This window comes from Bacillus sp. FSL K6-0923, from assembly GCF_038630825.1.
In the GTDB taxonomy this organism is placed as follows: Bacteria; Bacillota; Bacilli; order Bacillales; family Bacillaceae; genus Bacillus; species Bacillus pumilus.
Window position 1 is genome coordinate 314421 of the sequence record NZ_CP152044.1, and the last position, 25671, is coordinate 340091.

The following is a 25671-nucleotide window of genomic DNA, read 5'->3' on the forward strand; positions in this document are numbered from 1 at the left end:
TTATGTCGATTCCCTTGTCACGAGCCGGGTAGGCAGCTGGATATGCTCACGCTGTAATGGTTTTTGGTCTTGCAGGAGCTCAATCAGTTGCTGCACAGACCGGTGGCCAAGCTCTACGATCGGGATGTCAATTGTGGTGATCGTTGGAGCTGTCACCTCGCAAATGTCTTGATTGTCATAGCCGATCACCGCTAGATCCTTAGGAATGTGATAACCATATGAAATGGCCTGTTTAATGAACCCTGCTGCGACTTGATCATTACCGGTGAAAATGGCATCAGGTGCATTCTTCATGTCATGGATGACATCCATTAAACGAAAACCGTCTTCAATGGTGAAGGCCTCCCCGAACAGCCAATCGTCATGCAGCGGCAAGCCGTGGGCAGAAAGAGCATCAAGATAGCCCTGTTTCCTTTGTTTCTGTGCTTCACTGCTTTCTGTATCAAAGCAAAACCCGATCTTTTTTCGCCCCGACTGAATCAAGTAGTCAACTGCTTTATAGGCAGCTTCTCGCTCATCGTATCCAATAATCGGAATGTCTGCTGTTTGATGATATTCATTCGCCATGACAATAGGGCCGTTCGTTAAAAATGGCTCGATCTTTTCCCACGGATTTTCTAATGCCCCTAAAATGACCCCATCTACTTCTCTTCTTTTTAATAATTGAAGACCTTCAAGCTCTAACGACTCCTGATAAAACGTCTGAAGCACGATCGCTTTATAGCCTTGATCCAGTGCTTCTTTTGAAATGCCTTTAATCAATTGTGCAAAAAAAGGATGGTCCACAGCCGGCACAGACACAGCAATGGTTTTTGTCTGATGTGAACGTAGAGTGCGAGCTGCTGAACTCGGTGTATATTCCATTTCTTTCATCACCTGTAAAATGAGCTGGCGCTTTTCCTCTGACACATATGGATGATGATTTAGCACTCTGGAAACGGTGGTGGTTGAAACCCCGCAGCGTTTGGCAATTTCATAAATTGTACACATATTAACAAATCCTTTACACAAAGTTATTGTTCTGAAATCGATAACATCATTTACAATGTGAAACAAGTTAAATATTAACAAATGGAATTGATTAATTGGAGGGAATGGAATGCAAATATTGACGAAGATATCAGGTAAAAGCAAGGATTATCTCCCTTTGCTGGATATGATCAATCAAGGTGTTCAAGTAAAGTCTGATTCAGTTGAGAAGCACCTAGCAAATGAAAAGCTGGTGACGTTCCTCGAACAAGATATAAGACGCACTGGCTTGGAAAAAATTCTCTTCCATTATAAACAAAATAAGGAAAAAAAGATACCGTTTCTGCCAGTCGATAAACTGATTTCAGAGGATGAGATCGATGACATTATGCAGGTGCTGAAAGAAGTATTGAGCTCTGGCCGTTTTACTTCAGGGCCATATATTCCGGCGTTTGAAAAGCAGCTCGCTGAGTACTTAGGGAAGAAATATGTCATTGCCACGTCAAGTGGAACAGATGCCCTAATGATCAGTCTCATATCAGCAGGCGTCCATCCAGGAGATGAGGTCATTTTGCCAGCAAATAGCTTTGCTGCAACAGAAAATGCAGTGCTTGCGATTGGGGCTGTTCCGGTCTACGCCGATATTGATCCAGATACTTACTGCCTGGCACCGAGTGAAATAGAGAAGCATATCACAGATCAAACGGCATGCATTCTTCCGGTTCATTTATATGGAAAACAAGCGGACATGAAGGCCATTTCGGCGATTGCGAAAAAGCATGGGCTGAAAATCATTGAAGATGGCTGTCAGGCAATTGGCAGCACCGGCCTCGGAGCATATGGAGATGGGCTTGTTCTCAGCTTTAATCCATACAAAAATCTTGGTGTCTGCGGCAAGGCAGGAGCCATTGCAACAAATGATGAAGCCTTAGCGGAGAAATGCATGGAGATCAGCTATCACGGCTTTGAAGTAGGAAAGAAAAATGTCAAACGCAGTGACTATGGCTTTAATTCGAAAATTGATAATTTGCAGGCAGCGATCGGACTCGAACGTATGAAGTATTTAGGATTACAAAACTTTAAACGTTTCTACTTAGCAAAGCGCTACATTGACCAGCTGCAAACGCTAGAGGATGAAGGATACTTGAAGCTTCCGAAGCTGACGGATGATCATGTCTGGCATCTGTTCCCGATCAGGGTGCTGAAGGGAGAACGAGATGAGCTTGCAGCGAAATTGTTGGAAATGGGCATAGAGACAGATGTTTATTACCCAATCCTATCGCATCAGCATCAAACAGATCTTGTTTCTCAAAAGTATAAACGTACATCACTTCCACATACGGAAAAAGCAGCACAGCAATTACTTCACTTGCCGCTGTATCCAGGCATGCCGCTGCAAGATCAGGAGAAGGTCATCGAGGGGGTTCAACATGTTATCAAGTCTTCCATTCAATAAAAAACTACTGAATCAGCCGAAAAATCCGAAGTGGATCGTCTTTTGTGATTTTGATGAAACCTATTATTCTCACGAAATGACAGAGGAGCAGCGAGAGGATGTCAAGCGGCTGGAGGCCTTTGTGGCAGAAAAGAGCGAAGCAGGAGAGCTTATGCTTGGCTGGGTGACAGGGAGCAGCCTTGATTCTGTGACAAGCAAAATGGAAAAAGGCGGTTTTCATCAATTCCCGCATTTCATTGCGTCGAACTTAGGGACTGAGATTGTGTATACATCAAATGCTCATTTTGGACAGCCAGATGCGGAGTGGATGAAGCGTCTGGATGCACAGGGCTTTTCAGATGAAAAAATTGAAGACATCCTCGAAACCATACGTGAAAAGGGAATTCAACTCAGACCGCAAACGCAGCTGGGCAGCTCAGGGTATAAGAAGAATTTCTATTATCAGGAGCAGGATGAGCGGACAGATCTTCATCATCTATCATTCATCCAAACACTTGCCAAAGAGCGCGGGGTGGCGGTCAACATCAACAAATGCAATCCGCTCGCAGGAGACCCTGCGGATTGCTATGATGTCGATTTTTTACCAGTTGGCACAGGGAAGGATGAAATTGTCCGCTTTATGCTGAAGCAATATGATTTATCGAAAGGTCAAGGCTTTGCCTTTGGAGATAGTGGGAACGATTTGCGGATGCTTCAATCCGTCACGCACGGTTTCCTCGTCCAAAATGCGACGGCCGAAGCCAAGCGGCACCATCATCAAATTTGTCATCATGGGTATGCAAAAGGAATCTATGAAACACTGAAAACAGTGATGTATAAACATGAGGAGGCACATTCATGAAGAAAATTGGAATTGTTGGAGCAGGGAATATTGCAAAAGCACATGCAAGAGCATTATCAACGATCAAAGGTGCAGAGTTATCAGGTGTCTATGATTTACACGAGTCAGTTGCACAGGGATTCATTAAACAGTATGGCGGACGTGTGTATTCAAGTATCGAAACTTTAGCAGATGCATCCGATGGGTTGATCATTGCTTCCCCGAATTTTTGTCACAAAGACCATGCCCTTCAAGCACTAAGAGCAGGACAGCCCATTTTATGTGAAAAGCCGATGGCTGTGTCGCTGAAGGAAGCGAAGGAAATGGTGGAGACAGCCAAACAGTTCCAGGTTGAAGCCAGTATGGGCTTTAACTATCGTTATTTATCCTTTGTGAATATTTTGAAGAACTTGATTGCCAATGGTGAATTAGGTCGGATTTTAACTGTCAGGACTCATTTTAAGAAAAACAGTGCCCTCAGAAGAAAGACATTTTCATGGAGAGACAGCGGGGAGAGTCTGCGTACGAGCGGTGCATTAGGGGATCTTGGCATTCATTTAATTGATATGCTTTGGTACTTATTTGGCAGTGACATGAAGAAAGACTCCTTAAATACCAAGATGCTGACGCATGTAAAGGAAAAGGAAGAGAAAAAGGTACAGGTGGATGATCATACCGAAATTTTCGGTCAGATGGAGAATCAAGTGTTCTTTCATTTGGTCACATCCAAAAGCACGCAGCCGGAGGAATGCGGATTTAGTGTAGAAGTCGTTGGTCATGACAAGGTATTCAAATATCATACGAACATGAAAAACGAATATGAGATCAGCGATGGCTTGTGTGTGGAGCGTCATCAAATGCCGCAAACTCTGCTGACAGATCCACCAAATGAATTTTACGGATGGTCTGATACGTTCCGTGATCAGCTGATGCACTGGGTGAATACAGATCCATATCCATCTCATATGAAAGTTGCTGATTTTGTAGACGGGTATCGCGCACAGGCTGCGCTTAATACATGCTTCGAGAGGGAAGAGGCTGTCGAGTCTGCTCGGGCATATTAAAGAGGTGGAGCGGAGGATGTCAAAACTCCGCTCCTTTTTAGAGGAAGTGAAAAGATGAAAAAAGTATTTTATTTTGGCTGTGTCTTTTATTTTTTTATTGGGACCATTCATGTGTTTTTTGGCAGTTTAACTCCTTATTTACTGTCTAGTTACGATAAGGGTCCAGGGGAATTATCATCTTTAATTTTTTTTCAGTTTATTGGTTTTTTGACAGGGGTTCTGTTATCCCCCATCCTTGTGAGGAAAAAAGGCTATGGCGCTGTTCTGACTATGGGTCTTTTGCTGATGATTGGGTCACTTCTGCTTGGGCTTTTGGTGCCGGGCTGGTCAACACTTGTGCTTGCAGGTTTTTTTCTTGGGAGTGGTGCAGGCAGTCTTGAGACAACGGCCGGAGCGTATGTGATTTCGATGGCAAACAGTGCAAAGCGAATCAGCATCATGGAGGTCTTCTTTGGGTTAGGAGCGCTGTTATTTCCACTTGTGATTTTACTGACTGTCAATGAACAGACGTGGCACTATGTGTTTTTATTTCAAGTCGGTGCACTGACTTTCTTCCTTATGCTCTGGCTTGCCTTTATGAACAAATTGCCTCGTGGACAGATGACTTCTCCTTCCAATGGGGGGAGAAAACCGTCCTTACTTGTTGATCGAAACAATCGAATCATTGTGGTAATCATGATTTGCTTTGCCTTTTTCTACGCAGGGATTGAAACGAACTTTGCGAACTTTTTGCCGTCGATCATGCTGGAGAAGGGGGGAGACAATTGGGGTCTCTTTGCAGTTTCCACTTTCTGGACAGCCATTGTCATCGGCAGAACCGTGATTGCGAGAAAAGCAGACCAGCTGCACCCGCTGCGTTTTTTAAAGCTAAGCGCAGCACTCATGATTCTGCTGCTCGTGGTCTTTGCTTTGACCACCCACATTGCCGCTCAGCTGCTTCTCATCTTTTTCATTGGCTTGTGCGCAGCTGGTATGTTCCCAATCGCACTGACTGCATCTGCATTAATGATTGAAAATGCCATCGACGAGGCCACGAGTTACTTTATTGCAGCCGCAAGTTTAGGCGGAGCCTGCTTGTCCTTCTTGATCGGCTTTAGTCTTGAATGGGCAGGAGCAGCAAGTGCCATCTTTGTTTTCGCCTTCTTAGCTGTTCTCCTATTTGCAGCTGCGATTCAAATGAATCGTATGAAGAAAAAAGAAACCGTTCTCCCGCAGCAGTCGGCACTGAAAGCGGATCGATAAGCGATATCAATGCCCTTGAGTCCGCCTGAAAAGATGACAAAGGACTTGTACTAAACCATAGAACGTTTGAATAATATGTACAAGTCAGCATCAAAAGGAGGACGTCTATGTGGCGGTGTTTTTTGGGTATATCTTTTTAGGGTTGTCACTTTCAGCGCCTGTTGGGCCAGTGAATGCTGCCCAAATTGATAGAGGGATTAAAAGTGGCTTTTGGCATGCGTGGATTTTTGGTGTGGGGGCAATGGCTGCGGATATTGTCTACATGCTCCTCATCTATTTTGGTGTCGCCCAGCTTTTGACTGCACCTCTTGTGAAAACCTTTTTGTGGCTGTTCGGTTTTTTCGTTCTAACCTATACCGGAATTGAAAGCCTTCGTAAAATCAACTTGCAGGAAAGTCCAAAGAAGGATGGAGGAAACACGTCGATCGGGCATTCGTTCATGACGGGATTTTTCATTTCTCTTTCCAATCCGCTCAGTATTTTATTTTGGCTTGGGATCTACGGCAGTATTTTGGCCAATACGATCGAAAAGTATGGGGCATCTCAAATGCTGATGTACAGCATAGCTATTTTTATCGGCATGTTGATCTGGGATTTCAGCATGGCGCTGTTGGCTAGTTCGTTTAGGCGCTATTTAAGTGAACGTGTCTTACATGGCTTATCCGTTCTTGCAGGCTTATCTTTACTTGGTTTCGGCGTCTATTTTGGGTATCAAGGGATCATGGCGTTGATCGGGTAGAAAAGCAGACTGACATGTCAGTCTGCTTTTTTTGTAAGGATTGACAGACATAACACATTCTTGAATAATGGTGAGATATAAAATGGATTCAAGGAGCTTTGCCATGCGTATTTTTCTTCCAGTCTTCAACTATTTGTGCATGCTGATCTTATCAGTCATCACAGCAACATTCGTATATACCCTGCTATTTATCCCGCCTGAAGCAGGCTTTGGTTATGTGGAGATGACAAGTCTGCTCATTTTGATTGCTTATGTAGTGTTTGCTACACCGATTCAGCTTGTTTTACACAGGCATCCTAGAAAGTTTCGAGGCCGTGACTTACTTGTTTATTTTCTTGCGGCGTGGGTGATTTGCTCTGCGTTAGCGTTATGGATTGATTATGGACTGGTTGTGTTCATTAGCTACAAAGTCTATCTGTTTTGCTTTTGCTCAGCCCTCATTTATTGGGTGCTCGATTCTGTCTTTTTAATGAAGAACCAATCATAGGGTTGATACAAAAGTGCTCTATGAAAAGAAGCAGCATGGCGTGAAAGACACACATACATGCTCAATTTGAACGAGAACATCCACCTCTTGAATGCGCAATGAAAGTCGCTTAGGGACAGTCACCACAGCCTTTTTTTCTCATAGGCTATGGAGAAGACGCTAAAACGAGGTGGAAGGAAATGGCCCAGTTGTATGCAAAAAGTTGCCTTGATCAAAATCTACGATCACTAGAAGAATGGAAGCAGGATGCTTTTACGCTATTTGGAGAGATGGTAGGAGATGAGGCAGATACATTCCCTTGTGTCCCCGGAAGACAGGGATTTTTTCTCGATCATTTACGCTATGGGTTTGTGGGTGATCCGAGGGAAGAGGAGGCTGTTGAGGAATTAGCGCAGCTGCTGAGAGAATATCAAAGCTGTGCGAAAGAAACGGGTCAATATGCATCATTTATTTGTTTTTTTGAAACACCGCAGGATTTAAAGGAAAGTTCGCTTGAAGAGTTTGAGCAGCAGTTTTGGTCATTACTTCAACGACTGCACCAGAAAGATGAAGTGCCATGGCCTGAGGAGATTCCACTAGATGCTCATCATCATGAGTGGGAGTATTGCTTTCACGGGGAAGCATATTTTATTTTATGCTCCACACCGGCTCATAAGCTCAGAAAAAGCCGCCACTTCCCTTATGTCTTAATGGCATTTCAGCCTAGATGGGTGTTTGAGAAATTGAATGGATCGACCAAGTTTGGTCAAAAAATGAGCCAGCTCGTTCGCAAGCGGCTCAAAGCATATGATGAGGTCAGCATTCATCCATCATTAAAATGGTACGGTGATCCGACCAATCATGAATGGAAGCAATACTTTCTCTCAGATGATGAGGCGGAGAAACCAGCCTCCGCCAAATGTCCTTTTACTGCATTAAGAAACATGATGAAATTATGATGCGGTCTGATCTTGCTGCTTCCACTTTCTTCTCATAAATAGCACCATAATGGCAATCACTGCAATGATCCCAAGGCTGATAAAAAAGCCAGGTCGTCCGCTTGCCTCTGTTAAAGTGCCTGAAATGGCGGCTCCAATCAAGAGAAGCGCAAGAAACATTTCGCACGTTTGGCGAGTGGATGGCTTTGATAGTTTTTTACTTGAGAACAGAATGAAGACCCATGTGTACAGAAGGGTAAGACCGGCTGCTGTTGTGAGATGCTCGTAGATGTGTTTGGACAAAAAGAGTGCAAGCAAAATCGAGACAATTAATCCAGCAGCAGTTAAAATAATCGAAGGCCATCCGACATGAGAAGGGTCTTTTTGTTTAAAACAAGCAGGTGCATCTTGATGCTCCGACATCGTGCCAAGCAGCGTCGTGACTGCATAGAGTGAGGCAACCAATGTCGAAAAGCCGGCAATAATGAAAATGCCATTAAAGATATGAAGAAAGATCGATAAATGAAATGGATCTAATGATGTAATAAATGGACTGCTGTTCTCGTTAAAGGCTGTTACTGGGACAAGCAAGAGAGCAAGTCCGATCGAGACGATATAGATGACCGCTAGAATCATCAGCATGACCCGTCCAGACTTTGCTGCATCCTTCGGGTCTTTTAAATGAACCGCCATCAGCCCCATGACCTCAATTCCCCCAAATGCATAAAATGCGTAAATCAATCCATTCCAAAGACCAAGTGCACCGAGCGGCATCCATTCGTGATCTTTGTTTGGCAGATGCAGGGTCGGTTTATGATCTGTCAGAATGCCGAATAACACCAGCACTGCCAGGATCATAAATAGAAAAATCGCCGCTGTCTTCAGTACCGCAAGGACATTTTCTGTCTTTTGAAAAGAAGAGAGCCCTATGATTATCACGAGCAGGGCAAGTGCGGAATAAATGGCAGAAAACACCCAGAGCGGCACAGATGGAAACCAGTGGCGGGTAAAAAGAGAAATCGCTGTTAACTGACTTCCTGTAATCAGCATTTCTGCAAACCAATACACCCAGCCATTGCTAAACCCTGCCCAGCGTCCATATGCTTTACGAGCATAGGAGCAAAACGACCCTTTATCAGGGTTATCAGCTGTCATCGCAGCCAAATGTTTAAAGACGAGATAGGTTCCAACCGCAGCAAGTAAAAAAGAAATGCAGACGGAAAAACCTGACTTTGTAATGGCAATGCTGGAACCAAGGAAGAAACCAGTGCCAATCGTACAGCCGACTCCGATGAGAGAAAGCTGCCACCAAGATAAAGTTTGTTCTTCTTTCAATGCATGCGCAACACCTTTCTGTTTCAATGACATTAGCTTGTGACCGCCTCTTTTTTTTATACATGATCAAGAAAGAGGACGTTTTGGGCATACTGTCAAGGAAAGGAGTGCATGTGATGAACGGAGAACATGTCATTTTACCAAAGGGCAGACTCGGCTTTCGTTTAGGAAAAGGCCAATGTATGCGGGTGGTTGATGTTGAAGGTCAGCAAGTAGCAGATGTGATGGCTTATCACGAAAAGGATTTTTATGAAAAATTTGACCAAGGCGCGACAATGGACAGCCTATTTTCATCAAAAGTGAAAAAAGGCGATAAACTCTATTCTAACTTATACAAACCGATGTTTACGATCATTGAAGACACTGTCGAATGCCATGATTTATACATGCCCGCCTGCCGGCAAGAAATGTATCAGCTTTTATATGGACGGACGCATTTAGAGGTCATGCATACATGCTACGATAATTTGCGGAATGCCTTTGAACCATTTGGGATTCCGAAGGAGGATATGTACTACCCTTTTAATGCCTTTATGAATACAGTCATTGATGAAAAAGGAAAGCTGTCTGTGGAGCTGCCAAAATCTCTTCCCGGTGATTACATTCGTCTGCGAGCCGAAATGGATCTCATTGTGGCCGTATCCGCATGTCCTGCTGATATTGGGAAGTGTAATGGTGCAAACTGTACATCGATACGGGTAGAAATTGATTGAAAAAGAAAAGGGCCAGTCCATATAGACATGGTCTTTTTCATTTATGAATGTTTGATCATGAATGAAATAGGGGAACGTCTAACAAAATGTTCTTCCTGAAAACATGGTATAATGAAGATTCAAAAAACGTTGTCAAATCAATGAATTCAGAGTAAAACCTGTTCTCTTCATGTAGAGGATGCTTAGGAGGAAAAGTGTATGAGTTTGCAAAAAAAGATCAGCCAAGAGTTGCATGTGCAGCCCTCAATTGACCCAAAGCAGGAGATTGAAAAACGGGTTGGATTTCTAAAGGACTACTTGAAAAAAACCGGTGCGAAAGGATTCGTTCTCGGCATTAGCGGCGGACAGGATTCAACGCTCGCTGGCCGTCTTGCACAGCTCGCTGCATCTGAACTGCGTCAAGAAGGAAAAGAAGACGCAGTCTTTATTGCGGTGCGTCTCCCGCATGGTGTGCAGCAGGATGAAGATGATGCACAGCTCGCTTTATCATTTATTCAGCCGGACAAGTCGTGGAAATATGATATTGCGCCTGCTGTGAAGGCATTCAGTGAACAATATCAAAAAGACATGGGCGGACCGTTGTCTGACTTTAATAAAGGGAATGTTAAAGCGCGCATGAGAATGATCGCACAGTATGCTGTCGGAGGAGAAGAAGGGTTACTTGTCATTGGTACAGATCATGCAGCCGAAGCAGTCACTGGATTCTTCACGAAGTATGGTGACGGCGGTGCAGACGTTCTCCCGCTCACAGGTCTGACGAAACGCCAAGGCCGGCTGCTGCTAGAAGCGCTGCAAGCACCAGAGCGCCTATACTTAAAGAAACCAACAGCCGATCTGCTTGATGATAAACCTCAGCAAACGGATGAAACAGAACTAGGCATTACGTACAATGAAATTGATGATTACTTAGAAGGTAAGCCCGTATCAGAACAAGCAGCAGAAGCGATTGAAAAGCGCTATGTTCAATCAGAGCATAAACGCCAAGTACCCGCTTCCATGTTTGATGACTGGTGGAAATAAAAAGGAGGTCTTCCAGAAGATGGAGAGGTTTCAGGCTGTCGAGAAAAATCTCGACAGCTTTATTTTTTTCCTTAAAGTTTCCATCTCCAAATTTTATAATAGAGATAAGTCCACTTTTTCTTATGTTCCACACTAGAAATTCTTCTCAGCACGAAGCCGAATTTGTATTACTAGATCAACTGGTCGAAGAGGATCACCTGCTTCGTAAAATTGATCAGTACATTGATTTTTCATTTATCATAGACAAAGTCAAACCATATTATAGTGAGGATAAAGGTCGTCCTTCTCTTGATCAACTTATTTTGTTTAAAATGATATTTATCGCATACCTGTACGGTATCCGTTCCGTATCTTGATCGATTGGATCACCAAATCACCCGATTTGATTTTCAAGTAGAAGCGGTTGCCATTGATTCTGGTTATTTGACAACATCAATCTGTAAAGGATTTATCCGATCGCCGCATTTTTGGTGTCATCGCACATAGACGCTTTCATCGAACAAGAGGAAATTCCAGTATCATTTTGAACATGATCATTACATATGCCCAAATGGTGAAAAGCTATCATATACGACAACTGACCGAAAAGGTTATAGGTACTATAAATCAGACCCTTAAAAATGAGTTTCTTGTCCTTTCCTTGAAGGCTGTACAAGATCGAAAAATCATCAAAATGTGATCTCAAGACATGTATGGGAGGAACAAAAAGAAAAGATTAGACAAAATCGTCTGTCTATCTTTGGAAAAAAGTTATATAAAAAGAGAAAAGAAAAAATAGAGCGAAGCTTTGCAGATTCAAAACAACTGCATGGGCTTCGCTACTGTTGGTTGAGGGGAAAACAGAATGTGAGTGTGCAAGTTCTTCTCACAGCTGCGTGCCAGAACATGAAAAAGATTGCCACAGACCAAGCCAAGCTAGGCTAGGTCTGTGGGAGGCCTTTTTTATTTATTGTTGCTTAGCAGTAATTTTTAAGGTATTTTTACAGTATATGCTAAATCAACAAACATAATATTTACGCCTACATCAACTTTCTTATATTTGTTTTTAACTGCCCATGCAACAGCACCAGAAGTTCCAGCAGTAATAGCCGCAGCGGCTCCAGCACCCCATGGTCCAGCAGCAGCAATTCGACTTGTGTACCAACCGATATATCCGGCTGCAAATCCACCTGCTACTATGGCATTCATGCTTCTAACTTTCGGTCCTAATTTGAGGTGTAAACCTACAAAACCTAATGTCTGCATGTCACCTTTTTTCTCATTCTCTTCAAAGCTAAATTCTTCTGATTTCATTGAAGTCATTAGTAGACTGTCGTGTTCTGAAATTCCCATTTCCATAAGGGTTTCTTTATCAGCTGTAAAATGAATATTTCCATCCTTATCTAATTCGAAGTAATTAGATAGTTTCTCTGCTAATTCCAATTGTTTTTTATCTATACTGACTGGAGGGGTCTCATTATTACCTTGACTGGCATGACTAATCATTGGAGAAGAGAAACCAAATGTAATAGTAAGCACACATAACACTACTAGAAATTTTTTAAACATACGTACCACTCCTATTTGTTTTTTGGGGTAACGCATACATGATATTTCCTTCTATTGGAGTGGAATACTTAGAGGTTAAGGAGAGTAATAAAATGTATTTATTCTTATTCACTTTGATTTATTGTGTAATCACACAGATGTTGAGTTTTTCCTTTGAGATGTCTTTTGGTGTGTACTTGATAGGTTTAGCTTTAATCAAAGGACTTTCCAGTGGGGAAATTAAAGACATCTTTAATTTCAAAAAGACAAGGGACGTGTTCAAAGAAAACAGATTTATAGATTCTTTGATGGAATTGTTTTCTTTGGTAATAGTGTTTATTAATACATACATAATTGATTATGAACCATTCTCTCCCTTTGAGTTTGTTTATACTTTTTTCTTGCTTGTAGTTCTGTACAGGTTCCTATTTTGGGGGATCATAAGAGAGTCTAAAAAATGGTTGCAAAAAGAGTCATAAGAGACATGGGCTTATAAAAATCACTCACTTTCTTTGATATATTCCAATGCTACCATTTATTTCTTTATAATTGGTAATATGGTGGGAATTTTATTTTTCAGTTGCGGTGTCCGCAATTAAGGTTCTTTTAATTGGGAGGAGAAATTTCGAATAGAGAAGAATTAGATTGTCAATTATCGCTAATGAACAGGCTGGAGAGCCTGTTTTTTTGTTTCTTAATATTTTGTTTTTGTTGAAAGATTCCATTTTGCTTGCGGTGTCCGCAAGCATTTCTTTTATTTTTCAGTGCTTCATTTTGACGGATTTTTTTTGTGATAAAATCCAGTCACTGCGGAGGTAAATCATGTGAAGGTAGAAGTAGGAATAAACCTGTTTGAGATAGGATTACTCATTCTAGGTGTTTCAGTTTTGTTTTTAATCAAAGCTAATGAGGAACGAAAACGAAAAAGAAAGAGCTAGGCTGCTTCTGTGAGAATGACGTTTCAAATAAATTTCAGCTTCCTCCAAATGATCTAATGCCAACTGATATTTTTCCAAACTAGAATAACAGTGACCCAAGTTCATCAAACTTATCGAGCAATCCTTTATCAGCAGGCTCTGATCCATTTTAAATTGGGTAACGATGAATTGGCCAAGGAATATTTGCAGCGTGGCATAGATTATCTAAAATCAAACCCTGATCAATTATTCGAATCTTTGTACGATTTTCTTGTAAACCTATATATAAAGCCACTTAATCTTGATGATCTCAAGGATATTTTGAAACGATTTGATAACATTAGGGGTTATCCATATTTAGAAGAACTGGCATTAGAGTCCGCAGAATTTTATACTAAATGTGAGCGTATGGAGGAATCTGTATATTTGTATCAGCAAATGGTGTACGCTCAAAAACAAATTCGAAGGGGCGACTGTTTGTATGAACATTAGAAAAAGCTTTGTTTTAGCTGGTCTTGCGATCATGATGTTGGTTGGTGGTTCATATCTGAATCATACCGAGACTGCTATGGAGTTGGCTATTCGATTAGGTACATGAAAAATGGCAGACCTTTTGGGTCTGTCTATTTGGAAATTCTTCTGGAACAACACCAATGCACTAACAGACACTCAGAAAAAATCCCTTCCAATTGGATAGGGATTTTTTGAATAAGCTGCGATCAAATTCAAAGTTGCATAACCCTAATCAACAACAAACAGTACGGCCGTTCCATCTTCGTATTCATTTAGTTGATGGGACACCCAAGATCCCGCACCTCGATTGTCTGAAGGAGATATTTATTCTATATCGGCACCTGCACCGCCTTCTTCACACATAGCCATAGGGAATCCATCTCGATCATATCCCCTTTTTGTTGGTATGTTTTTCAATGATTCTTCTCTATTTTTATCGGCACCTTCTTTATCAATCGTGCAGACGGCAGAAGCGCCCTTTTTTATAGCATTTTTTATGTCTCGTGCTGTTTCTGGATACTTATCAGTCGGAAACTTCAATTTCACATCATACTGAGACCTCTCCAGAAGAAGGAGAGTTTTTTTTATGTCGAAGAGGGTTTGACAAAACAACCAAAAATTCATTAAATTAGTAGAACGATCTACTTAAGTCCATTTAACTAAATATCAATTTTTTTGATTAAAAAAAGCAAACATCATTAGTTCGATTCACTTAATTTCACTTCTATTGACAGTATTTTCAGAAAAAATGATTGACGAAGAAAAAGAATGCGCTTACAATGAAAACACATTCCGAAAAGTGAAATTAGATTCCACTGTATGGAATAAAGGGGTGGTTCACTCCAAATAAGAAGCTAAAGGAATGATTGACACAATGAAAAATCGAAGTGCACTGGAAATTTACAAAGAGGGAGGCGCTTGGTGGGAAACTGAGATTAGTCATATTCAAAAAAACTCAATTGAACTTCGAGGTTATCCGATTGAAGAACTGATTGGTGAACTGTCGTATCCACAAATGCTTTATTTACTGCTTGTTGGTGAATTATTGGATGAATCAAAAGCAGCTCTTTTTGAAAGTGTTCTTGTCGCAGGTGCGGACCATGGACCAAGAGCGCCATCTATTGCAGCAGCCAGAATGGCGGTGACTTGCGGCATTTCGTTTAATTCATCTGTTGCAACAGGGGTGAATCTATTAGGTGATATTCATGGGGGAGCCGGTGAGAAGGCCATGCGTATGTTATACGAAGCCAAATCGATCTACGATGATCAAAAAGATATACAGTCTGCGGCCAAGCAAGTATGTCACACATGGTTAACTCGCAAGGAAAAAATTCCGGGGATCGGCCATCAGCTTCATGATGATGATCCAAGGGTGAGACGTCTATATGAGTTGAGTCACACATATGTCCAGCAAGGTCTTATCAGTGGGATATATTTAAGGTTAGCCGAAGCGATTAGACATGAGCTTGAACACCTGAAAGGGAAGAAAATCACGATGAATATAGACGGTGTATCTGCTGCCATCCAATGTGAATTAAACATTCCAGCAGAAGCAGCAAAAGGCATTTTTTCCTTATCCAGAGGAATGGGCATCGTGGCGCATGCATATGAGGAACTGACAAAGGGAGCCCTCGTGAAGGGACCTTGTCCGAACGAAGAAAGATTGGTTCGTTATGCAGGACATGGAACGCGGCACTTGAAGGAGGGAGAGAAAATTTGAGCCATTTGAAAGCGTTATCATATATAAACGGCGAGTGGATGGATTCCGGTCGTGTGAAAACAGATATCACAAATCCTTACTCAGGAGAAAGGATCGGTACATCATATCTCGCCTCACCAGAAGACATAGAACAGGCACTTTCTATTGCGCAGCAGGCTAAAAAACAAATAGCGGGAATATCGGCAATTGAACGCTCAAAGATTCTAACAAAAGCAGCCGCCTTGCTTGAAGAACAAAAAGACCATTTTGCAAAACTGATTTCGTTAGAATTAGGCAAACCGCTTAAAAATACAAGAGATGAAGTCTCACGATCAATTGAGACGCTGGCGCAATCGGCGGAAGAAGCGAATCGATTAATAGGTGAGACCATTCCTGGCAATGTATCATCGCGTGGACAGGGAGCAATGGCCATGACATTTAAAGTACCAGTCGGAGTTGTGCTGGCGATTACTCCTTTTAATGCACCGCTCAATTTAATTTGTCACAAAGTTGGCCCGGCTTTTGCGGGAGGGAACGTCATTATTTTGAAGCCTGCACCGCAAACTTCAGCTGTTGCTACAGCGTTTGTGAAACTCCTTCTCGAAGCAGGGTTTCCTGAGGCAAGTTTGCAGCTTGTGATTGGCGGAGTCGACGCTGGGAAACAGTTAGTTATTGATGAAAGAACAAATCTCATCTCTTTTACCGGCGGGGCTGCCGGAGGAGAACATATTACAACTTCTGCGGGATTAAAAAAAGTATTGCTCGAACTCGGAGGGAATGGCGCGACGATTGTTCATCACGATGCTGATATTGAACAAGCCGCATCCCTTTGTGCCAAGACAGGCTTTAGTAATTCTGGTCAAAGCTGTATTTCTGTCCAAAGAATTTATGTCCACCAGGAAATTATGCCGTCGTTTACTGAGGTATTAAAACAAAAAGTAGATCAGCTTGTCGTTGGAGATCCGTTGTCCAGTGAGAGTGATATCGGCTGTATGGTCGATGTACAGGCCGCGCAGCGAGTTGAGGCATGGATACAAGAGGCAGAGAGTATGGGGGCAAAGCTTTTATGTGGGGGAAAAAGAAATGGAGCGAGCATCACACCGGCTATTTTGCTAAACCCTCCGAAACAGGCCAAGGTCGTCTGTGAGGAAGTGTTTGGCCCAGTTGTCAGCATTCTCCCTTATGCGGAGCTGGAAGAGGCAATTAAAGAAGCAAATGATAGTCGATATGGTTTGCAGGCAGGGATCTTTACGAATCAGCTGGATGTGGCGTTACACGCAGCAAAAGAGCTTGAAACTGGCGGGGTTGTCATCAATGGGACATCGAATTTTAGACTGGATCATTGGCCTTATGGTGGGATTAAGCGAAGCGGTCTTGGAAGAGAAGGTCCGCGTTTCGCCATCGAGGAGATGACCGAAACCAAAATGGTCGTGCTTCCACAGGGTCTGTGAAAGGGGCGTTTGGATGTGAATGCATTTCAGCAAAAGGTAAAAAGTGTGCAGACAGGCGCTCAGCCAATGATTTGTACGCCGCTCATCGGACAAACAAAGGAAGAATTGTTTCATGAGGTCGAGGTATTAACTGAGAAAAAGCCAGATGTGATAGAGTGGCGGGCGGATTTTTTTCATCACCTTCATGACAAGGAACAAGTGATAGAAACCCTTAAGGGAATGGTAGAAAGGGCAAAGGGCATCCCATTTTATTCACCATTCGTTCTGAAAAGGAGGGCGGCGAAAGTATATCACTCTCGGAATCTGAGAAGGTTTCTTTGCTTGCCGAGCTTTGTTCCACTCAGCTTGTGGACGCCGTTGATTATGAATTGATGCATGATGTGACATATATACAGCAAGTCAGTCAGGCGGCTAAAAGAAATGGGGTTACCTTGATTGTGTCGTATCACGATTTCCAGCGTACCCCTGAGGTAGATCGTCTCATGCAGCTATTCGTCAATGCAGAATCAGCCGGCGCCGACATCGCAAAGATCGCAGTGATGCCGCATTCCTATGACGATGCATTAACACTGCTCTCAGCGACCAGCCATGCGAAAAAGCAGCTGTCAATTCCCGTTATTTCGATGGCAATGGGGGAATACGGGGCTTTTACAAGAATGATTGGCGGACTTTTTGGATCTGTCATGACCTTTGCTGTAGGGAAAGAAAGCTCAGCTCCCGGGCAAGTGGCGATACAGGATTTGAACACCGTTCTATCTATTGTTTTTCAAAGAATAAGTGAGTAGCAGATTCATAGCTGCACCGTGAGAGGAGAGAAACATGAAGAAGAATATTTCTACACAGGTTATTCAGTACTTAGAAAATCGGGGAGTCGAGCATATTTTTGGTCTCTGCGGTCATACGAATATTGCCTTTTTATCAGCGCTTGAAAAAAGCTCGATTCAATTTGTAAATGTCAGGCATGAACAGATAGCGGCACATGCAGCAGATGGTTATGCGCGAGCAAAGAAACAGACGGCTGTTGTGCTCAGTCATCTAGGTCCTGGACTCACCAATGCGGCAACAGGGGTAGCGAATGCAGCACTTGATTCCATTCCAATGGTTGTTATTGCAGGCGATGTCCCAAGTCATTACTACGGAAAGCACCCACATCAAGAGATCAATCTTCATTCCGATGCCTCTCAATACGAAATTTACCGGCCGTTTGTGAAAAGAGCATGGAGAGTCGATATTCCAGCATTATTTCCAGAGATTTTATCAAAAGCATTTCAGTTAGCTGAAAGCGGCCGTCCTGGTCCAGTGCTGATATCTGTTCCAATGGATGTGTTCTCAAAGGACCTAGATGTGTCCTTGTTTGAACAAATCAACCATCATACACAGACCATTGAAAAACCTTCAATTGATGATCAAACAGCCAATCGGATATTAGATCGATTGCTGCAGGCAGAAAAACCGCTCTTATATGTAGGGGGAGGCATTTTACTAGCTGATGCAGCTGAAGAATTAAAGGCATTTTCTGACCATCTCAGTATCCCTGTCGCCCATTCTTTGATGGGGAAAGGAGCCATGCCGGATGATCACCCAATGACCCTTGGAATGACAGGATTTTGGGGGACAAAATTTATCAATGATCAGTGCAAAGCGGCGGACTATATATTGGCTTTAGGCACCCGTTTTGCTGAAGCTGATGCGAGTTCATGGGAATCAGATTATACGTTCCGTTTCCCGTCAACCAAGCTCATTCATATTGACATTGATCCGAATGAAATTGGACGTAACTATCCGGTTGACATTGGAGCAGTAGCCGATCTTAAGCAGGCCTTGACTGTACTCAATCGAGTGGCGAGAGAAAGATTGCCAGAAGGGCTGAATCGACCTGAATTGAAAAAGGAAATTGCGGCATATCGTAAGGATTTTCAGGCGGGCAACCTGACGAACATTCAAGATGAATCTTTCCCAATGAAGCCGCAGCGTATTTTGCAGGAAGTGCGAGAAGTATTGCCGCCAGATGCTTTTATTACAACGGATGTTGGCTGGAATAAAAATGGGGTTGGACAGCAATTTCCTGTGCTCACGCCAGGGACCATTCTAACTCCGGGAGGCTTTGCAACGATGGGATTTGGAGCCCCTGCTGCGCTTGGGGCAAAGATTGCCCAGCCTGACCGTGTCGTTGTGTCACTCGTTGGGGACGGCGGATTCGGTCAAAATCCATCTGTTCTCGCAACAGCCGTTGAAGAGAACATTCCTGTTGTGTGGATTGTAATGAATAACAGTGCATTTGGAACAATAGCCGGCTTGCAAATGGCGCACTATGAAACGACGTACGGTACAGTTTTCAGAAAAGGTGGAGAAAGCTATTCTCCGGATTTTGCAGCCATTGCAAGAGGTTATGGAATGAAGGGGATTAAAATCACCTCTGCTTCTGAATTCAAAGAAGCTTTAGCTGAAGCCATTGCATCTCAAGAGCCTTGCGTCATCGATGTAGCAATGAAAAATGATCCTGTCCCTACCGATGGACATTGGAATATTAATGATATTTATTCACCAAATTCAAAGCGCTCACATGTCAGCGTGAATTAAACATAACGAGGAGGAATGAACAATGAAAATTAAAGTATTAAATCCGTTTCAAGATGGGAACCCATTATGGTTAGGTTTAGATCATCCAGAGGAGCAAATGATTCGAAAGGTATTTCAAACCATTACACCAGATACTGTTGGGTCAGAGCATATGATGGCGGGTCTCACCATTTTTGAACCGGGAGAAGCAAGTTCAGTGCACAATCACCCGGGTTCAGAGGAATTTGATTATGTGATTAAAGGATCTGGTGAAGTCATTTGTGATGGAGAAAGGCAGTCCTTTAAACAAAATGATTTCATGTTCATTCCAGATGGTGTCTCGCATCAGCATGTAAATACAGGAGATGAACCTTTATGGCTCATTTGGCTTTACACACCGCAAGGGCAGCTTCCGAAGGATTAAAAAAACTGTACCGGTAAGCCCTCCTTTTGAACTATCAGGGCCTTCCGAGTCAATCAGAAAGATGAAAAGGGCTAAAATAGAAAGTTATTTAGCCCTTCATCATTTGAATGAAAGGGAGTCAAGCAATGAATATGAATACACCGCTCGAAGGAATGAAAATATTAGACGTCTCTACGATGATCGCTGCACCCTATGGCGCGGTGCTTCTAGGGGATTTTGGTGCAGAGGTCATCAAAGTCGAGATTCCTGGTAAAGGCGATACGCTGCGGCATGTTGGCCCTTTTGCAGAAGGCGAACCACTTAGATGGTCAGGTCTCTCACGGAATAAGAAATCTCTCACACTCGATCTGCATAAAGACGAAGCAAAAGACATTTTTAAAAAGCTTGCAGGTCAGGTCGATGTGTTGATTGAAAATTTCCGCCCTGGAACACTTGAAAAATGGGGCGTAGGATACGATGTATTAAAAGAAATCAACCCTCAATTAATTATGATTCGTGTTTCGGGTTATGGACAAACGGGCCCGTTTAAGGACAAGGCTGGATTTGGAACACCTGCGACGGCGTTTAGCGGCTTTACATATATTCAAGGGTTTCCAGACCGGCATCCAGTCAGTCCTTCCTTTTCTTTAACTGATTATATTGCAGGCATATATGTGGCGTTTGCTACCGTGACAGCGATGTATTACAGAGATACACATCCAGAAGGAACTGGGCAAATGGTGGATTTGGCCCTCTATGAATCTGTGTTTCGTATGTTAGAATTTTTGGTTGCAGAATATGACAAGCTTGGGAAGGTGCGTGAGCGTTCACCGGGGCTAAGCGGTCATTCAAGCCCTGCCGGCACCTATGAGACAAAGGATGGGCACTATTTGGTTCTTGTGACGAGTACCGATTCGACCTTCAATCGATTGGCAGAGGCGATGAATCGATTAGATTTATTAGAGAATGAAAAATTCGCGGTCAATGCATCTAGGCTGAAGCATAACAAAGAGATGGATGCGATCGTCTCTCAATGGATCGCGTCGAAAACAAGGGATGACGTATTAGAAATTCTAGATACTCATGGCGTTCCTGTGAGCCCAATTTTAAGTATTCAGGATATTTTTGAGCATCCGCAATTTAAAGCACGAGAGAATATCGTCGAGGTACATCACCCTCGTCTTGGAAAAGTAAAGGTGCCTGGGATCATTCCGAAGTTTGAAAAAACACCCGGAAGTATCCGTCACATTGCACCTGATTTAGGCGAACATAATTTTGAGATTTTAACAAATATGCTTGGCTTAACAGAAGAAGAGTGCAAACGATTGGAAGAAAAAGGGGTTATTTAAGGCGCTCAACCGAACCGCACGCTGCGGAAACAAAGGAGGATGGTTATGAAAGTGCATTCAGAACTGAAGGGGAATGAATTGCGGCCCGCTTATATGAAGCCAACGAAAGCCCGTTTTGGCATATTGATTCTGTTGTTTTTTATTACCGCCATTAATTATATTGATCGAGCCAGTGTATCCATTGTTGCACCTGCTATTCAATCTTCATTGCAATTAAATCCTGCCTTATTAGGCCTGATCTTTTCAGCATTTAGCTGGACATATACAGCGATGCAAATACCAGGCGGCTTTATTCTCGATAAATTTGGCTCAAAGGTAACGTATGGGATATCACTCATTACTTGGTCTATTTTCACAGGCCTGCAGGCGTTTGCGAACAGCTTTGCCTTTTTATTCGGCTGTCGTTTGTTTATTGGGATTACAGAATCTCCCGCATTTCCTGCGAATAACCGCATTGTCACCACATGGTTTCCAAGGCGGGAACGGGCTTTTGCAACAGGTGTTTATACTGCTGGAGAGTATGTGGGTCTTGCATTTGCGACACCTCTTCTTTTTTGGATCATGACGACTTTCGATTGGAGAACCGTCTTTATTACAGCAGGTGCGCTCGGTATTATATTTGCTTTCTTTTGGTACAAGTATTATCACGAACCGAAAGAGCATCCAAAGGTGAATGAAGATGAGTTAGAATTCATCCGGCAAGGCGAAGGGATGACAGTCGCATCACAGGAGAAACTGAAATGGGCAGACTTTGCCGCCCTTCTAAAATATCGTAAATTGATTGGGCTCTATATTGGTCAATTCTCTGTTGCGTCTACACTTTTTTTCTTTTTAACATGGTTTCCGACCTATTTAGCAGAGGCGAAAAATATGGCGTTTCTTAAGGTAGGTTTTGCTGCTTCTCTTCCTTATATTGCTGCATTCTTTGGGGTCTTGTTTGGAGGTTATGTGTCTGACTGGCTGCTTAAAAAGGGCGTATCAGTGAATGTAGCGAGGAAGCTGCCGGTAGTGGTTGGCTTGCTTCTGACGAGTACCATTGTTTTAGCAAACTTTACAACGAATATCCCGCTTGTGCTGACCATTTTATCCATCGCTTCATTTGCACAAGGACTGTCTAATATCTCTTGGACGATGCTGTCTGAAGTGGCACCAAGGGAAATGGTTGGGCTGGCTGGCGGTGTATTTAATTTTTTTGCTAATTTATCTGGGATCATCACTCCGCTTATTATCGGATTCATCGTGTCGGCGACAGGCTCTTACAACGGGGGGATTTTATTCGTCAGTTTAGTCGCATTAGGAGGGGCATTGTCGTACATTTTTATCGTAGGGAAAATAGAACGTATTCAATTAAAACCAGAGTGAGAAAGCAAAAGAGAACTCAAACCAAGGTGAGTTCTCTTTTTTATGAATAAAAAAGAACGGTGATGATCGTTGCACATGCGATACCCATGCTGATATAAAAGCCAGCAAACCATATATTCCAGCGTGTGATACGGTAAGGGTTGACCTTCATCAAATCAGCTAACAGGGAGACAGAAACATTAAAAGGACTAAACATGACAGTTGATGTTCCAGCAACGATCAGCATGATGGCAATAGGGAGAGCAGGCAGTTCTTGGATGACAGGTGCCATCATGCTGACTAACAAAGCAAGCGAAACGAGCGGGTGAAAGCCGCAAAGAGCGGTGATCAGAAAATATAACCCAATGACACAATAAACCAAAATGGTATGGTCTGATATACTGACAATAAATGCTTGAATCGGCTGCATACTGTTTGTGGCAAGCAGCATATCGACAAAGAAGCCAGCACTTAAAAATAGACACATATAGTTGGAGAGCTGACGGGTTCTTTCTTTCCAATGAGGGACAGAGACGGCTATATATTGTTTTCTTTTTTTGATGACAGAAGAGAATAATAGAGCAAATGGAATAATGGTCAGCACAACAGCGAATAAATAGCCTTTCCCAATCCATGCATCGACAAGTGAGACGGCTGTCATAAAACTCAGCAGCATGAAAGCAAGCTGAAGGGTTTTTCGCTTAATTCGACGAGGATTGGAGTTTGTTTCTGCGGACTGAATGATGTTTGGGAATCGTTTGCTTTGACGAGAAAAGAGCAGCCAATCTGTCGCCAGCACGATGACCATTAAACCAAAAGTAACAGGTGCAATTTGATAATATTTGAGTTTGGTTGCATCAATGGTGACGCTTACGAGCACTTCAACAGGACTCCAGCTTAAACATAATGCATATGACCTTAAAAGGTTGCGTGTATAAAGATGTTGTTTCACTTGTTCTTTTAGGGATTCCAGCGACGGTTTGAGCGATGTATATAGTAAGGGGATCGTCGCGATATTTAAAAACATGCCAAGAATATGAGTGACAAATGAACTCTTGCGATATAGCTGGTTTGTGTTCGTTGTATGTAGTGTAAGCAGTTTATTTAATTGTGTATCGAAATGTCCAACATGTATGAGAGAATGAATAAAAGGCAGCATGAAAAATAGAGAAAGCAAGCCTAGCATGGAATGAAAGTGAAGAAAAAAAGTGTGCAATGGCTGGTCGGATAAAAAGAATAAGAACAAGCCAATCATGAGAAACATACCACCTGTTTTCAAATAAAGCCCACTTGCTTTCTTAAAAGAAATGGTGAGCGAAGCAGCAGCCAGCAGACCAACAAAATAGGAGAGTATGGCAGCGGGAAATAGCTGATGAACAATAGATAAGCTAATCAAAAGTGTAAAAACGAGCAGGTACATTCAAATGCCACCTCCATCAAATCTTCAATTGATTTTATTCCGTCTGACGGAATTTGTTTTCTCATAGTGGAACGTTTAAAATGGATTATAACAAAATCGATCGTTTGTGTCGATAAGAAATCAAAGGGGAAAAGGAGAAAGTGAACATGGCTGATAAGAAGTCAAAAGAAGAATCAGGACTGCGTACGGTTCAGCGCGCTTTGGATATTCTTTATTGTTTTAGTGAAGAACGGCAAGAGCTGACGCTAACGGATATTTCAAAAGAGATGAATTTAGCAATGTCTACTACAACGAGACTGCTCAAAGCACTTGAAATGAATCATTTTGTGGAAAAGAATCCAGACACAATGAAATATAGGTTGGGTCAAAGACTTTATCTCCTTGGATACATTGCGGGGAAGTCCATTAAATTGAGAGAACTGGCTAAACCACTCATGTACGCACTTCGTGATGAAACAAAAGAAACCGTCAACCTGTATGTACTGGATGCAACAAGCAGGGTTTGTATTGAACAAGCGGAAGGGCTGCAATCGATTCGGCATCTTGTCAAAATTGGTGAGAAGCTGCCATTGTACGCAGGTGCAGGCGGAAAGGTATTATTGGCATTTCAAAGTGAAGAATTTCAACAAAAAGTATTAGCGTCTGAGGCTGATCATGTGATGAGAGATGACTGGCAAAAGGAATGTAAACATATTCTTGACACGTATACTTCTTGCAGCATCGATGAACGAGAGGTAGGCTCTGCGGCAGTAGCGGCACCAGTCTTTAACATTCATGGGGAAGTGAAGGCTTGTTTATCCATATCTGGTCCAACCCACCGGTTTACTGAAGAAGTCATTCCCAAGCTGCAGCAAAAAGTGAAAGAACAGGCACAAAGGCTTTCTGAACAGCTCGGCTACGTCGTCAAACACAATTTTTAAGATTGCCTATCTTTTCGCGCTCTTTTTATCATATAATAGAAACATTATGTAGCATTCCTTGTCGTAAGGAGGACGTGTCACGATCATGAAAATCAATAGAGAAATCCCTGTAAGACAGCGGAATATTGTTCTCATTGGCTTTATGGGTGTTGGGAAAACAACCATTGGTCAGTTAGTTGCCAAAAAGCTATATCGAGATTTTATTGATGTCGATCAGGAGATTGAGAAAAAATACAACATGACGATTCCAGAGATGTTTCAGCAAAAAGGAGAAGCATTCTTCAGACAGGCTGAAAAGGATTATATCGTCGATTTATGCGAACATACACAGCTCAAGATCGTCTCACTTGGAGGCGGTGCATTCAAACAGGAAGAAATCAAACGTGCCTGCTTGAAGCATTGTACGGTTCTTTTCCTTGACCTTTCTTGGGAGAATTGGAAGCAGCGGCTTGATATTTTAATTGAAAACCGTCCTGTTCTTCACAACCGGTCACTTGATGAAATGAAAGAGTTGTTTGAAGAACGCCGTGAGATATATTCTCTTCATAACTCCAGAGTGGAAACAGATCATTTAGAGGCTGAGGAAGTCGCCAATTATATTGTGGACACACTCAAGCTTGGCTGGGATTTATATTCGAAATAAAAAAGTCTACCGTTTAGGGTAGACTTTTTTCTATTGATGCCTTTTTCTTCGTAGATAGGATGATGTTTTGACAGTAAAATTTATTTATCCTTTTTTTGGTGTGTGACTGTTTGGAAAAAGTGATCATACATCATCAACCAAATCATGATGATGAGGTTTTTTGGTTG

21 protein-coding genes and 3 pseudogenes are annotated in these 25671 nt (G+C 42.5%); 19 read left to right on the forward strand and 5 right to left on the reverse strand.

The annotated features are described in order from the left end of the window. Nucleotides 1-990 (reverse strand): LacI family DNA-binding transcriptional regulator, encoded by a 990-nt coding sequence (locus tag MHI16_RS01715; protein WP_061406667.1) that lies wholly within the window; start codon nucleotides 988-990, stop codon nucleotides 1-3. Between the two features lie 109 nt (nucleotides 991-1099). On the opposite strand from MHI16_RS01715, the gene MHI16_RS01720 reads away from it, so the two are divergent. The 7 genes from MHI16_RS01720 to MHI16_RS01750 all read left to right on the forward strand — a co-directional run bounded on the left by MHI16_RS01720 (nucleotide 1100) and on the right by MHI16_RS01750 (nucleotide 7715). Then, a complete protein-coding gene (locus MHI16_RS01720) occupies nucleotides 1100-2425 on the forward strand; it encodes a DegT/DnrJ/EryC1/StrS family aminotransferase (protein WP_061406669.1) in 1326 nt (441 codons plus the stop codon). After that, nucleotides 2400-3266: an HAD-IIB family hydrolase gene (locus MHI16_RS01725; RefSeq protein ID WP_061406671.1), complete on the forward strand. Its 867-nt coding sequence runs from the start codon at nucleotides 2400-2402 to the stop codon at nucleotides 3264-3266. Before MHI16_RS01720 ends, MHI16_RS01725 begins: the two co-directional genes overlap by 26 nt. Further along, nucleotides 3263-4309, forward strand: a complete 1047-nt coding sequence (locus MHI16_RS01730) for a Gfo/Idh/MocA family oxidoreductase (protein WP_061406674.1) — start codon at nucleotides 3263-3265, stop codon at nucleotides 4307-4309. Before MHI16_RS01725 ends, MHI16_RS01730 begins: the two co-directional genes overlap by 4 nt. Before the next feature lie 54 nt (nucleotides 4310-4363). Next, a complete protein-coding gene (locus tag MHI16_RS01735) occupies nucleotides 4364-5551 on the forward strand; it encodes an MFS transporter (RefSeq protein WP_058015252.1) in 1188 nt (395 codons plus the stop codon). Nucleotides 5552-5660: 109 nt separating this feature from the next. Beyond that, complete coding sequence (locus tag MHI16_RS01740) at nucleotides 5661-6290, forward strand: LysE family translocator (protein ID WP_058015253.1); 630 nt, start codon at nucleotides 5661-5663, stop codon at nucleotides 6288-6290. 103 nt (nucleotides 6291-6393) lie between these two features. Continuing rightward, nucleotides 6394-6777, forward strand: coding sequence for a UPF0715 family protein (locus MHI16_RS01745; RefSeq protein ID WP_061406675.1), 384 nt, complete (start codon nucleotides 6394-6396; stop codon nucleotides 6775-6777). 179 nt (nucleotides 6778-6956) lie between these two features. Then, complete coding sequence (locus MHI16_RS01750) at nucleotides 6957-7715, forward strand: YqcI/YcgG family protein (protein ID WP_061406678.1); 759 nt, start codon at nucleotides 6957-6959, stop codon at nucleotides 7713-7715. Here the strand turns inward: MHI16_RS01750 and MHI16_RS01755 are convergent. Further along, nucleotides 7710-9062, reverse strand: a complete 1353-nt coding sequence (locus MHI16_RS01755; protein ID WP_061406680.1) for an amino acid permease — start codon at nucleotides 9060-9062, stop codon at nucleotides 7710-7712. The genes MHI16_RS01750 and MHI16_RS01755 overlap by 6 nt on opposite strands. Before the next feature lie 83 nt (nucleotides 9063-9145). Between MHI16_RS01755 and MHI16_RS01760 the strand changes: the two genes are divergently transcribed. From MHI16_RS01760 to MHI16_RS01770, 3 genes and pseudogenes are all read left to right on the forward strand, one after another. Then, entirely contained in the window at nucleotides 9146-9742 is a 597-nt protein-coding gene (locus tag MHI16_RS01760) for an urea carboxylase-associated family protein (protein ID WP_061406682.1), read from the forward strand. A gap of 198 nt (nucleotides 9743-9940) precedes the next feature. After that, on the forward strand, nucleotides 9941-10762 hold the full coding sequence (gene nadE / locus MHI16_RS01765; RefSeq protein WP_061406684.1) for an ammonia-dependent NAD(+) synthetase: 822 nt from the start codon (nucleotides 9941-9943) through the stop codon (nucleotides 10760-10762). Nucleotides 10763-10884: 122 nt separating this feature from the next. Next, nucleotides 10885-11686, forward strand: a pseudogene (locus MHI16_RS01770) (transposase). A gap of 45 nt (nucleotides 11687-11731) precedes the next feature. On the opposite strand, the gene MHI16_RS01775 reads toward MHI16_RS01770, so the two are convergent. Both MHI16_RS01775 and MHI16_RS01780 read right to left on the reverse strand, forming a co-directional pair. Further along, nucleotides 11732-12310: a hypothetical protein gene (locus MHI16_RS01775; RefSeq protein WP_144463144.1), complete on the reverse strand. Its 579-nt coding sequence runs from the start codon at nucleotides 12308-12310 to the stop codon at nucleotides 11732-11734. Between the two features lie 1637 nt (nucleotides 12311-13947). Continuing rightward, nucleotides 13948-14274, reverse strand: a pseudogene (locus tag MHI16_RS01780) (NucA/NucB deoxyribonuclease domain-containing protein); the annotation flags it as partial. A gap of 307 nt (nucleotides 14275-14581) precedes the next feature. On the opposite strand from MHI16_RS01780, the gene MHI16_RS01785 reads away from it, so the two are divergent. The 7 genes and pseudogenes from MHI16_RS01785 (at nucleotide 14582) to MHI16_RS01815 (ending at nucleotide 22542) form a co-directional block, all read left to right on the forward strand. Beyond that, the gene (locus tag MHI16_RS01785; RefSeq protein ID WP_081042334.1) at nucleotides 14582-15439 is read left to right on the forward strand and encodes a citryl-CoA lyase; all 858 of its coding nucleotides are present in this window, start codon (nucleotides 14582-14584) and stop codon (nucleotides 15437-15439) included. Further along, nucleotides 15436-16869, forward strand: coding sequence for an aldehyde dehydrogenase family protein (locus MHI16_RS01790; protein ID WP_058015265.1), 1434 nt, complete (start codon nucleotides 15436-15438; stop codon nucleotides 16867-16869). The genes MHI16_RS01785 and MHI16_RS01790 overlap by 4 nt, the downstream gene beginning before the upstream one ends. Before the next feature lie 66 nt (nucleotides 16870-16935). Continuing rightward, nucleotides 16936-17654: pseudogene (aroD, locus tag MHI16_RS01795) on the forward strand (type I 3-dehydroquinate dehydratase). A 34-nt stretch (nucleotides 17655-17688) separates the two neighbouring features. Continuing rightward, nucleotides 17689-19449, forward strand: coding sequence for a thiamine pyrophosphate-binding protein (locus MHI16_RS01800; protein WP_268467747.1), 1761 nt, complete (start codon nucleotides 17689-17691; stop codon nucleotides 19447-19449). Between the two features lie 22 nt (nucleotides 19450-19471). Beyond that, nucleotides 19472-19852, forward strand: a complete 381-nt coding sequence (locus tag MHI16_RS01805) for a cupin domain-containing protein (protein ID WP_003216877.1) — start codon at nucleotides 19472-19474, stop codon at nucleotides 19850-19852. Between the two features lie 125 nt (nucleotides 19853-19977). Continuing rightward, on the forward strand, nucleotides 19978-21180 hold the full coding sequence (locus MHI16_RS01810; protein ID WP_081106419.1) for a CoA transferase: 1203 nt from the start codon (nucleotides 19978-19980) through the stop codon (nucleotides 21178-21180). 45 nt (nucleotides 21181-21225) lie between these two features. Next, a complete protein-coding gene (locus MHI16_RS01815) occupies nucleotides 21226-22542 on the forward strand; it encodes an MFS transporter (RefSeq protein WP_061406694.1) in 1317 nt (438 codons plus the stop codon). Nucleotides 22543-22582: 40 nt separating this feature from the next. Here the strand turns inward: MHI16_RS01815 and MHI16_RS01820 are convergent, their stop codons facing one another. After that, on the reverse strand, nucleotides 22583-23941 hold the full coding sequence (locus tag MHI16_RS01820) for a hypothetical protein (RefSeq protein ID WP_058015268.1): 1359 nt from the start codon (nucleotides 23939-23941) through the stop codon (nucleotides 22583-22585). Between the two features lie 146 nt (nucleotides 23942-24087). Between MHI16_RS01820 and MHI16_RS01825 the strand changes: the two genes are divergently transcribed. Then, nucleotides 24088-24861: an IclR family transcriptional regulator gene (locus MHI16_RS01825; RefSeq protein WP_058015269.1), complete on the forward strand. Its 774-nt coding sequence runs from the start codon at nucleotides 24088-24090 to the stop codon at nucleotides 24859-24861. 85 nt (nucleotides 24862-24946) lie between these two features. Then, nucleotides 24947-25504: a shikimate kinase gene (locus tag MHI16_RS01830; RefSeq protein WP_050943259.1), complete on the forward strand. Its 558-nt coding sequence runs from the start codon at nucleotides 24947-24949 to the stop codon at nucleotides 25502-25504. The last annotated feature ends 167 nt before the right edge of the window (nucleotides 25505-25671 follow it).